10 protein-coding genes and 4 tRNA genes are annotated in these 11245 nt (G+C 60.2%); all 14 read left to right on the top strand.

The genetic code is table 11. The annotated features are described in order from the left end of the window. Nucleotides 1-9: 9 nt before the first annotated feature. The 14 genes from prmC (at nucleotide 10) to rpoB (ending at nucleotide 11190) form a co-directional block, all read left to right on the top strand. Nucleotides 10-807: a peptide chain release factor N(5)-glutamine methyltransferase gene (prmC, locus tag AXF13_RS03775; RefSeq protein WP_236887154.1), complete on the top strand. Its 798-nt coding sequence runs from the start codon at nucleotides 10-12 to the stop codon at nucleotides 805-807. Nucleotides 808-924: 117 nt separating this feature from the next. Further along, nucleotides 925-1000 (top strand) — tRNA-Thr (locus AXF13_RS03770). A 51-nt stretch (nucleotides 1001-1051) separates the two neighbouring features. After that, nucleotides 1052-1137, top strand: a tRNA-Tyr gene (locus tag AXF13_RS03765). 143 nt (nucleotides 1138-1280) lie between these two features. Then, a tRNA-Gly gene (locus AXF13_RS03760) sits at nucleotides 1281-1356 on the top strand. Nucleotides 1357-1564: 208 nt separating this feature from the next. Then, nucleotides 1565-2758: an elongation factor Tu gene (gene tuf / locus AXF13_RS03755; protein ID WP_008684736.1), complete on the top strand. Its 1194-nt coding sequence runs from the start codon at nucleotides 1565-1567 to the stop codon at nucleotides 2756-2758. 3 nt (nucleotides 2759-2761) lie between these two features. After that, the gene (gene rpmG, locus AXF13_RS03750) at nucleotides 2762-2911 is read left to right on the top strand and encodes a 50S ribosomal protein L33 (protein WP_008684737.1); all 150 of its coding nucleotides are present in this window, start codon (nucleotides 2762-2764) and stop codon (nucleotides 2909-2911) included. Between the two features lie 42 nt (nucleotides 2912-2953). Further along, a tRNA-Trp gene (locus AXF13_RS03745) sits at nucleotides 2954-3030 on the top strand. A 25-nt stretch (nucleotides 3031-3055) separates the two neighbouring features. Next, a complete protein-coding gene (secE, locus tag AXF13_RS03740; RefSeq protein WP_008684738.1) occupies nucleotides 3056-3295 on the top strand; it encodes a preprotein translocase subunit SecE in 240 nt (79 codons plus the stop codon). Nucleotides 3296-3303: 8 nt separating this feature from the next. Further along, entirely contained in the window at nucleotides 3304-3876 is a 573-nt protein-coding gene (gene nusG, locus AXF13_RS03735) for a transcription termination/antitermination protein NusG (protein ID WP_008684739.1), read from the top strand. A 180-nt stretch (nucleotides 3877-4056) separates the two neighbouring features. Then, on the top strand, nucleotides 4057-4479 hold the full coding sequence (gene rplK / locus AXF13_RS03730; protein ID WP_008684740.1) for a 50S ribosomal protein L11: 423 nt from the start codon (nucleotides 4057-4059) through the stop codon (nucleotides 4477-4479). 174 nt (nucleotides 4480-4653) lie between these two features. After that, nucleotides 4654-5361, top strand: a complete 708-nt coding sequence (gene rplA / locus AXF13_RS03725) for a 50S ribosomal protein L1 (protein ID WP_062254702.1) — start codon at nucleotides 4654-4656, stop codon at nucleotides 5359-5361. 199 nt (nucleotides 5362-5560) lie between these two features. Further along, nucleotides 5561-6088 carry a 50S ribosomal protein L10 gene (gene rplJ, locus AXF13_RS03720; protein ID WP_008684742.1) on the top strand — a complete coding sequence of 176 codons (528 nt, stop codon included), beginning with the start codon at nucleotides 5561-5563 and terminating at the stop codon, nucleotides 6086-6088. A gap of 48 nt (nucleotides 6089-6136) precedes the next feature. Further along, nucleotides 6137-6523, top strand: a complete 387-nt coding sequence (gene rplL, locus AXF13_RS03715) for a 50S ribosomal protein L7/L12 (RefSeq protein WP_008684743.1) — start codon at nucleotides 6137-6139, stop codon at nucleotides 6521-6523. A gap of 527 nt (nucleotides 6524-7050) precedes the next feature. Further along, nucleotides 7051-11190 carry a DNA-directed RNA polymerase subunit beta gene (gene rpoB, locus AXF13_RS03710; protein WP_062251698.1) on the top strand — a complete coding sequence of 1380 codons (4140 nt, stop codon included), beginning with the start codon at nucleotides 7051-7053 and terminating at the stop codon, nucleotides 11188-11190. The last annotated feature ends 55 nt before the right edge of the window (nucleotides 11191-11245 follow it).

The following is an 11245-nucleotide window of genomic DNA, read 5'->3' as shown; positions in this document are numbered from 1 at the left end:
AAGGCGGGGGTGGACAGCCCCCGCCTTTGCGCGCAACTGCTGGCCGGGCATGTGCTGGGTCTGGACCGTCTGCACTGCGTCCTGGCTGCGGAATGCGAGCTGACGCCCGACCAAGCCGGGACCCTGGAAGCCCTCACGGCCCGCCGGGCCACGGGCGAACCCCTGGCCCATATTCTCGGCGACAGGGAATTTTTCGGCCGCACTTTTCTGGTCACCCCGGACACCCTGATCCCCCGTCCGGAAACGGAACTGCTGGTGGAGACGGCTCTGGAACTGCTGCCCGCCGGACAGCCGCTGCGCTTTGCGGACCTGGGCGCTGGCTCGGGCTGCATCGGCGTGACCCTCTGCCTGGAACGCCCGCGCTGGTGCGGCCTGTTGCTGGAACTCAGCGCTCCGGCCCTGGAAGTGGCCCGCGCCAACGCCGCCCGGCTGGGAGCCGCCACGCGCCTGGACGCACTGCGGGCGGATCTGCGCGCCATCCCCCTGGCTGCGGGCTCCTGCGATCTTCTGGTCAGCAATCCGCCCTACATCGCGGATGCCGAGCGCGGCCAGGTCATGGACGAAGTACTGCGCTTTGAGCCGCATTCCGCGCTTTTTTCACCGGAAGCCGGTCTGGCCCATCTGCGCGCCGTCATTGCCCAGGCCGCCCGTCTGCTCCGGCCCGGCGGCCTGCTTTTACTGGAACACGGCGCGGCCCAGGGGAAGGCCGTGCGGGACCTGCTGTCCGCGGGCGATGCTTTTGTCGGCATCGCCACGCGCCGCGATCTGGCCGGACTGGAGCGTTGCGCTTTGGCCAGGAAAGTGTAATATGAAGTGCATTGCTTCCGGACAAAGCGCAATTACGGCCTTTTTTATAAAAAAATCGTGGAAAAGGCATTTTTTACTTGCCAAGAGCGTCGGAAGCGTTTAAGACACCATCTTGCCGCTGGCGTAGCTCAACTGGCAGAGCAGCTGATTTGTAATCAGCAGGTTGCGGGTTCGAGTCCCATCGCCAGCTCCACAAAAAGCTGAACAAAGGCCTGCTTACGGGCCGGACCTTTGCGGCACGTGTGGAGGGGTTCCCGAGTGGCCAAAGGGAACAGACTGTAAATCTGTCGTCGTAAGACTTCGGTGGTTCAAATCCACCCCCCTCCACCACCCCTTCCGCCTCATACTTTTTCAGGCGGTCGGTGGCTGGTTTTTACAAACTGCCTTGGCTGTAGGAGACAGAGTGACTGTCGGGGAACTACGGTGCGGTAGCCGTCAACTTGATTGACGGACAGCAACAGCATCGCCGGCGTGCGGGAATAGCTCAACGGCTAGAGCATCAGCCTTCCAAGCTGAGGGTTGCGGGTTCGAATCCCGTTTCCCGCTCCATTTCCTGCAAAATCAAAATCCCCCAGTCTGCCTCCTGCCAATGCACGTTCCCTGGCGACCAGGGACTGAATGCGGGCATCGGTTCAGGCCGTTCAGCGGCTTCCCCAGCCTGCCGTTACGCGAGGAACAGGCGCTACCAGAAATGGCAGAGCTCCGGGAATGTAGCGCACGTACAACCGCAAACAATTTTTTTCCAGGGAGACGTACAATGGGCAAAGCTAAATATGAACGCAAGAAGCCCCATGTAAACATCGGCACCATCGGCCACATCGACCACGGCAAAACCACCCTGACCGCCGCCATCACCAAGATCGCCGGCCTGAAGGGCGAGGGCAGCTTCATTTCCTATGACGAAATCGACAAGGCCCCCGAAGAAAAAGAGCGCGGCATCACCATTGCCACCGCTCACGTGGAATACGAAACCGACAAGCGCCACTACGCGCATGTGGACTGCCCCGGCCACGCCGACTACATCAAGAACATGATCACCGGCGCCGCCCAGATGGACGGCGGTATCCTGGTGGTGGCGGCCACCGACGGCCCCATGCCCCAGACCCGTGAGCACATCCTGCTCGCCCGCCAGGTGGGCGTGCCCCAGCTGGTGGTCTTCCTGAACAAGTGCGACCTGGTGGACGACGAGGAACTGCTGGAACTGGTGGAACTGGAAGTGCGCGAGCTGCTCTCTTCCTATGACTTCCCCGGCGACGACGTGCCCGTGATCCGCGGTTCCGCCCTGAAGGCTCTGGAATGCGACGATCCCAATGCGCCTGAAGCCAAGTGCATCGGCGAGCTGCTGGCTGCTTGCGACAGCTTTATCCCCGATCCCGTGCGCGACATCGACAAGCCCTTCCTGATGCCCATCGAAGACGTGTTTTCCATCTCCGGCCGCGGCACCGTGGTGACCGGTCGTGTGGAACGCGGCATCATCAAAGTGGGTGACGAAGTGGAAATCGTGGGTATCAAGCCCACCCAGAAGACCACCTGCACGGGCGTGGAAATGTTCCGCAAGCTGCTGGACCAGGGCGAAGCCGGCGACAATATCGGCGCCCTGCTGCGCGGCACCAAGCGTGACGACGTGGAACGCGGCCAGGTGCTCGCGGCTCCCAAATCCATCACGCCGCACAAGAAGTTCAAGGCTGAGGTGTACGTGCTCTCCAAGGAAGAAGGCGGCCGTCATACGCCCTTCTTCACCGGCTATCGTCCTCAGTTCTACTTCCGCACCACGGACATCACCGGCGTCATCGCCCTGCCCGAAGGCGTGGAAATGGTCATGCCCGGCGACAACTCGCAGTTCATTGTGGAGCTGATCGCCCCCATCGCCATGGAAGCCGGTCTGCGTTTCGCCATCCGTGAAGGCGGCCGCACCGTGGGTTCCGGCGTGGTTACCGAAATCATCGAGTAAGCCATGAGAGTCAACATCATTCTGGCTTGCACCGAATGCAAGCGGCGTAACTACAGCACTCGGAAGAACAAGAAGAACACCACCGGGCGGCTGGAAATGAAAAAATATTGTCCCTGGGACAAGAAGCACACCGTGCATCGCGAAACCAGGTAACAAACTTTCCGGCGGGGGGCGCAAGCCCCCCGGACGGTACGCAGGGCAGTAGCTCTAACGGCTAGAGCGGCGGTCTCCAAAACCGCAAGTTGGGGGTTCGAATCCCTCCTGCCCTGCCATTTTTTATCTCTCGGGTAGCACACCATGGCAAAAAAACAAGCGCAAACCGCGGACGTCAAGTCGGACAAGGCCCCCAATCCTTTTGTGCGCTTCTCGCGCTACGTGGAGGATTCCAAGGCCGAGTTGCGCAAAGTCACCTGGCCCACGCTGAAAGAAACGCGCAAGGCCACACTGGCGGTTTTGGGCTTCGTGGCTGTGATGGCCGTTATCCTGGGGCTGGTGGACCTTGGTCTGTCGGCTCTGATCAAGTCCATACTGTCCTGAAGGCTGTTATGAAAGATCCCGTCATCGATGAAGCCTCCGAGCTGAGCAAACGGCCTCGCTGGTATATTGTACACACCTACTCGGGTTTCGAGCAGCGCGTGCAGAAAACCATCAACGAGATGAGTCGCACCGGTCAGGATCAGGGCCTTATTCAGGAAGTGGTGGTGCCCACGGAAAAGGTCATTGAACTTGCCAAGGGCGGCGAAAAACGCACCACGACGCGCAAGTTCTATCCCGGCTACGTGATGGTGCGCATGATCATGACCGACTTGTCTTGGCATCTGGTGCAATCCATCCCCAAGGTAACCGGTTTTGTGGGCGGCAAAAATCGCCCCACGCCCATGCGCGACAGCGAGGCCGAACGCATTTTGGCACTCATGGAAACACGCCAGGAAACTCCCCGGCCCAAGTTCAACTTCGACAGGGGCGACGAGGTGCGCGTCATTGACGGGCCTTTCGGCGGCTTTAACGGCGTGGTGGAAGATGTCAACTACGACAAGGGAAAGCTGCGCGTCTCCGTTTCCATCTTCGGCCGTCAGACGCCGGTGGAGCTGGATTTCGTACAGGTTTCCAAAGGGTAGACATTTCACGGTTGAAATGCTCGGCAGGGTTTTTCCGCAAATCCTTGCCGCGAGGTGCCTGCGGGCGGGCTTTGCCCGACATACGGCAGGCATCGCAGGCGCAACAGGTTCTTAAGACTTGCCCCCGCGCGGCGGCCTGACGGCTGCGGACAGCGCGAGCAGCGATGAAGGATAACGAACATGGCCAAAAAAGAAGTTGCCAAGATCAAATTGCAGATTCCCGCCGGCGCGGCCAACCCCTCGCCGCCGGTGGGCCCGGCTCTGGGCCAGCACGGCCTGAACATCATGGGCTTCTGCAAGGAGTTCAATGCCCGCACCCAGGACCAGAAAGGGATGATCATCCCCGTGGTCATCACGGTTTACGCCGACCGCTCCTTCACCTTCATCACCAAGACGCCTCCGGCTGCGGTGCTGATTATGAAGGCGGCCAAACTCGAAAAGGGTTCCGGCGAACCCAACCGCAATAAAGTGGGCAGCCTCAGCATGGCGCAGGTGGAAGAGATCGCCAAGGTCAAGCTGCCGGACCTCAATGCCGCCACCTTGGAATCCGCGGTGAAGTCCATTGCCGGTACCGCCCGCAGCATGGGCATTGACGTTAAGTAAAGGCAGTCCGCGCCGGTTTTCCGGCGGATTCGCTCTTGCGGCGGCGGAAAGCCGTTCGGCGGAGATAGCAGAATCTCCGCTTTTTTCCGCCCATACTCGTTGAAATCAATTGTACTGCCGTTTTCCGCGCAGATTTGGAAACGGCAGGAGATGCCAAACGACAAGGAATATCTCATGCCCAGACATGGCAAAAATTTTCGTAAAGCCCTTGAGGCTTACAATCCGCAGGAGCGCTTCAGCATTGAAGAAGCTGTGAGCAAATCCTTGAACGCCTCCTTCGCCAAGTTCGACGAAACCGTGGATGTGGCCATCCGCTTGGGCGTTGACCCCAAGTATTCCGACCAGATGGTGCGCGGCGCCGTCACCCTGCCCAACGGGCTGGGCAAGACCGTGCGCGTGGCCGTGTTCTGTAAGGGCGAGAAGCAGGCCGAAGCCAAGGAAGCCGGTGCCGACGCTGTGGGCGCCGAAGAACTGGTGGCCAAGGTCAAGGAAGGCTGGCTGGAATTCGACGCCGCCGTGGCCACGCCCGACGTCATGGCTCTGGTGGGCCAGATCGGCCGTCTGCTCGGACCCCGCGGTCTGATGCCCAACGCCAAAACCGGTTCCGTCACCTTTGACGTGACCAAGGCCGTGACCGAACTCAAGGCCGGCCGCGTGGAATTCAAGGTCGACAAGGCCGGTGTGCTGCACGCCCCCTTGGGCAAGGTTTCTTTCGGTTCTGAAAAGATCCTGGGCAACCTCAAAGCCCTGCTGGACACCGTCAACCGCCTGAAACCCTCGGCCGCCAAGGGCTCTTACATGTTGTCCATGGCGGTTTCCACCACCATGGGGCCCGGCTTCAAGGTCGATATGCCCCAGGTCAAAAAATTTCTTGAAGGTTAGTGCCTTCAGGCTGTGGAACGCTTTGCGTCTCGCGGCCTGATCCGGCCGAATCTTCAAGCGGTTGTGAAAACAACCTCGGCAAAGGCTAAGGAATTCGAGTCGAAGACGGCAGGAGGACGCAAGTCCTTAATATCCTGCCCAGACGCTTCATCTTTGGCTCGGCATTCCACCTGGCAACCCCGAACGTGAGAGGTATCACGTGAACAGGTCTGAAAAAGCCGCAATTATTGAAGCCATCAAGGCCAAGGCCGACCAGGCTTCCTTTGCGGTGCTGACGGACTTCAAGGGCATGACGGTGGAAGAGCTGACGAACCTCCGGGTGAGCCTGCGCAATGCGGGCGGCGAATATCATGTCGTCAAAAACACCCTGGCTCGTATCGCTCTGACCGGCGGCACGCACGACGCCATCAAGGACAAGTTCCATGAGAACTGCGGCGTGGCCCTTGGGTTCGACGACCCGGTGGCGGTGGCCAAGGCGCTCAGTGATTTCGCCAAGCAGAGCAAGCTCTTTGAGCTGCGTTGCGCCAGCCTGGACGGCAAGGAAATGACCGCCGCCCAGGTGGATGCTCTGGCCAAACTGCCCGGTAGGGAGCAGTTGCTCGGCCAGTTGCTTGGCACTATGAACGCCGTGCCCACCAATTTTGTGTCGCTGTTTGCCAATATGCTGCGCGGTCTGCTCTATGCCCTCAAGGGTATTGAAGAACAGAAAGGCAAGGCCGCCGCGTAAGCGGATGTGGACAGCACAAACGTTAAGCCAAAGATCAGGAGAAATATCATGGCCGTGACCAAAGAAGAAGTTGTTGAATTCATCTCCAGCATGACCGTTCTGGAACTTTCCGAATTCATCAAGGAACTGGAAGAGAAATTCGGTGTTTCCGCCGCCGCGCCTGCCGCCGCCATGGTGATGGCCGCCCCGGCCGCCGGTGGCGACGGCGCCGCCGTTGAGGAAAAGACCGAATTCGACGTCATCCTCAAGGAAACCGGCGCCAACAAGATCGGCGTCATCAAGGTCGTGCGCGCCCTGACCAACCTTGGCCTCAAGGAAGCCAAGGAAAAGGTTGACGGCGCTCCCTCCACCCTGAAGGAAGCCGTTTCCAAGGAAGAAGCCGAGGAAGCCAAGAAGCAGCTCACCGAAGCCGGCGCCACCGTGGAAATCAAGTAAGTATTTTCCACTGCCTGCTTCGCTTCAGCGAAGCCGCTTTCCGCATGGCGGGGTCATTGATCCCGCCATGTTTTTTTTCGTCGGCGGGACTTTTTTGCTTTTCCGCTCCGAAACCCCGAGCAGAGCGGCAAAGTCGACGTTGCCACCAGCCTGTCGTTGCTGTCATCATCCGTAACGGCATTGCGGCGGACGCAAAATCCCCCTATATTTCTTCAAGAAAAAGTCTTGCCAAAAAAATAATTTCTGATTATCTATCTTTGTTCAATGAACGGCACGGGAGGCCTACTTTCTGTTTTTGATAACTCACTGTATATGCACACTTTTTTAAAATAGGCGCAACAGCCCAAGCCCTGTTTACCCAGACAGGGATGGGTTTTTGTCGTCTTTGCCGTGCACAGTAAGCTCCCCCGCGACTCCCCGCGGCCGTTTCATACGCTTTCAGGGTGCAGTGACAGCAAGTTTTTTGCCCGCCGGCAGACGCTTCTGTCCGCAGCCGGGGCGCAACCGCTACCTATCTTGAGGTACCCATGGGCCAGCTCACCAAACAGTTCGGCAAGATCAAGATCTCCCTCCCCATCCCCCATCTGCTGAATCTGCAGATCGATTCATATCAGAAATTCCTCCAGGAAGGCGTGCCCGAGGCCGACCGCAGGCCGGACGAAGGTCTGGAAGGCGTCTTCCATACGGTATTTCCCATTGAGGATTTCAACAAGACCGCCAGCCTGGAGTTCGTCAGTTACGAGGTTCAGGAACCCAAGTACGACCAGGCCGAATGCATTTCCAAGGGCCTGACCTATGAAGCGCCCATGCGCATCAAAGTGCGCCTGGTCGTCTATGATGCCGACGAGGCTTCGGGCAACCGGACCATCCGCGACATCAAGGAGCAGGATATCTACTTCGGCACCCTGCCTCTGATGACCGAAAAAGGCACCTTCATCATCAACGGCACCGAGCGCGTCATCGTCAACCAGTTGCAGCGCTCGCCCGGCATCATCTTCGAGCACGACGGCGGCAAGACCCACACCAGCCGCAAGGTGCTCTATTCCTGCCGGGTGATCCCCATGCGCGGCTCCTGGCTGGACTTTGATTTCGACCACAAAGACATTCTCTACGTGCGCATCGACCGCCGCCGCAAGATGCCCGCCACCATCCTGTTCAAGGCCATGGGCATGAGCAAGGAGCAGATTCTCGACTACTTCTACAGCCGGGAACAGTATCTGCTGGAAGACAGCGGCAGGCTGTACTGGGAAGTGCGCAAGGATCTCTACCGCAAGGACAACGCCTACGCGGACATCACCGCGCCTGACGGCAACGTGCTCGTCAAGGCGGGCAAGCCCATCACCAAGCGGAGCTGGCGGCTGATCTGCGAGGCCGGCATTCCGGCCATTGAAGTGCGCCCCGACCTGCTGGACGGCATGTTCCTGGCCGAGGACGCCGTGGCCCCCCTGAGCGGCGAAGTGCTGGCCGAAGCGGCCGACGAAATCACGCCCGGCATGCTGGAACGTATGCGCGAAGCGGGCATCAAGCGTCTCTCCGTGCTGCACACCAAGGGCACGGACACCTCTTCCTCCATCCGCGACACCCTGGTGCTGGACCGCATCCCGGACCAGCAAAAGGCTCAGGAAGAGATCTACCGCCGCCTGCGCCCGTCCTCGCCGCCCACCGCCGAGATCGCGGCCAGCTTCTTCGACAACCTGTTCCGCAATCCGGATTATTATGACCTTTCGCCCGTGGGCCGCTACAAGCTCAACCAGCGTCTGGGCATCGACGCGCCCGCCGACCTGCGCACCCTGAACGACGAGGACATTCTTACGGCCATCAAGGTGCTGGTCCAGCTCAAGGACAGCCACGGCCCGGCCGACGATATCGACCACCTGGGCAACCGCCGTGTGCGCCTGGTGGGCGAGCTGGTGGAAAACCAGTACCGCATCGGCCTGGTGCGCATGGAGCGCGCCATCAAGGAACGCATGAGCCTGCAGGAAATCTCCACCCTCATGCCCCACGATCTGATCAATCCCAAGCCCGTGGCCGCGGTGCTCAAGGAATTCTTCGGCACGTCCCAGCTCTCGCAGTTCATGGACCAGACCAACTCGCTCTCCGAGGTCACCCACAAGCGCCGTCTCTCGGCCCTGGGCCCCGGCGGCCTGACCCGCGAACGCGCCGGCTTTGAGGTCCGCGACGTACACACCTCGCACTACGGCCGCATCTGCCCCATTGAAACTCCGGAAGGCCCGAACATCGGCCTGATCGTCTCCCTGACCACCTTCGCCAAGGTCAATGACTACGGCTTCATCGAAACCCCCTACCGGGTGGTGCGTGAAGGCCGGGTGACCGACGAGGTGGTGCATCTGGACGCCTCGCGTGAAGGCGATCAGGTGGTGGCCCAGGCCGACGCCCGCCTGGACGGCGAAGGGCATCTGCTGGAAGAATTCGTCACTGTGCGCGTCAAGGGCGAAGTGGAAATGCGCCACCGCGACGAAGTGACCCTGATGGACATTTCGCCCAGCCAGATGGTTTCCATTTCCGCGGCGCTGATTCCCTTCCTGGAACATGACGACGCCAACCGCGCCCTGATGGGTTCCAACATGCAGCGCCAGGCCGTGCCTCTGCTGCGCTCGGAAAAGCCCCTGGTGGGCACGGGCATGGAAGTGGACGTGGCCCGCGACTCCGGCGCCTGCATTGTGGCCCCGGCCGACGGCAAGGTGCAGTACGCGGACGCCGACCGCATCGTGGTGGCCTATGAAGGCGACATCTACAAGGATCAGGGCGGCGTGCGGGCCTACGACCTGCTCAAGTTCCACAAGTCGAATCAGAACTCCTGCTTCGGGCAGAAGCCGACCTGCTATCCCGGCCAGATCGTCAAGAAAGGCCAGATCCTGGCTGACGGTCCCGGCATCGACGAAGGCCAGCTGGCCTTGGGCAAGAACCTGGTAGTGGCCTTCATGCCCTGGTGCGGCTACAACTACGAAGACTCCATCCTGATTTCCGAACGCACGGTCAAGGAGGACGTCTTCACCTCCATCCACATCGAAGAGTTCGAAGTGGTGGCCCGCGACACCAAGCTGGGACCCGAGGAAATCACCCGCGATATCCCCAACGTCAGCGAAGACATGCTGCGCAACCTGGACGAAAGCGGCATCATCCGCATCGGCGCGGCCGTCAAGCCTGACGACATTCTGGTGGGCAAGATCACCCCCAAGGGCGAAACCCAGCTCACCCCGGAAGAAAAGCTCCTGCGGGCCATTTTCGGCGAAAAGGCCAGGGATGTGAAAAACACCTCCCTGAAGGTTCCGCCGGGAGTGGAAGGCACCATTATCGACGTAAAGGTCTTCAACCGCCGTTCGGGCGAGAAGGACGAGCGCACCCTGGCTATCGAGGCCCACGACACTTCGGTGCTGGACCAGAAGGAAGCCGACCATATGCGCGCCCTTACCGAGCGCACGCGGGATCTGCTTGCACCGCATGTGCTGGGCAAGCAGATCGCGGCCTCCCTGCCCGGCAAGAAAAAGGGCGAAGTGCTGGCCGAAGCCGGCGCGGCCCTCACCGAGGAACAGCTGGCCCAGCTGCCTGTCAAGAAACTGGCCGGTCTGTTCAAGAGCAAGGAAGTCAACGACGAGGTGGCCGAACTGCTCCGGGCCTATGACCACGAGGTGGATTATCTCAAGGCCATTTACGACGCCAAGCGCGAGAAGGTCACCGAAGGCGACGATCTGCCCCCCGGCGTGATCAAGATGGTCAAGGTGCATATCGCCATCAAGCGCAAGCTCTCGGTGGGCGACAAAATGGCCGGCCGCCACGGCAACAAGGGCGTGGTTTCCTGCATCCTGCCGGAAGAGGACATGCCCTTCTTCGCCGACGGAAGGCCCGTGGACATTGTGCTCAACCCCCTGGGCGTGCCTTCGCGTATGAATATCGGCCAGATCATGGAAACCCACCTCGGCTGGGGCGCCAAGGAACTGGGCCGTCAGTTGGCCGAACTGGTGGATTCCGGCGCGGCCATGCAGGTCTTGCGCAAGGAAGTCAAGGACGTCTTCGGCTCCGAAGAGGTCTGCGCGCTGGTGGACGGCATGGACGACGAGGAATTTGTCGCCTCGGTCAAGAAGCTGCGCAACGGCATCGTGACCAAGACGCCGGTTTTCGACAGCGCCACTGAAGAAGACATCTGGGGCTGGATGGACAAGGCCGGTCTGGAAAACGACGGCAAAACCACCCTGTATGACGGACGCACCGGCGTGCCTTTCAGAAACCGGGTCACCACGGGCGTCATGTACATCCTCAAACTGCACCACCTGGTGGACGAAAAAATCCACGCCCGTTCCACGGGCCCCTACTCCCTGGTCACCCAGCAGCCTCTGGGCGGCAAGGCCCAGTTCGGCGGTCAGCGTCTGGGCGAAATGGAAGTCTGGGCTCTGGAGGCCTACGGCGCGGCCTACCTCCTCCAGGAATTCCTCACGGTCAAGTCCGACGACGTGACCGGGCGCGTCAAGATGTACGAGAAAATCGTCAAGGGCGACAACTTCCTGGAAGCCGGTCTGCCCGAATCCTTCAATGTTCTGGTCAAGGAACTCATGAGCCTCGGGCTCAACGTGACCCTGCACCAGGAGGAAGGCAAGAAAAAGCCCAAGCGCGTGGGCTACATGCGCGACCGCGACGAAGAGGCGGAATAGAGCAATTTGCGTTTGAAATGAGTGAACTGCTCTGCAAGGATTTGGTGCAAATCCT

Origin of the sequence: Desulfovibrio fairfieldensis, from assembly GCF_001553605.1 — a bacterium.
GTDB lineage: Bacteria > Desulfobacterota > Desulfovibrionia > Desulfovibrionales > Desulfovibrionaceae > Desulfovibrio > Desulfovibrio fairfieldensis.
This window is presented reverse-complemented; position numbering and strand designations above follow the sequence as displayed.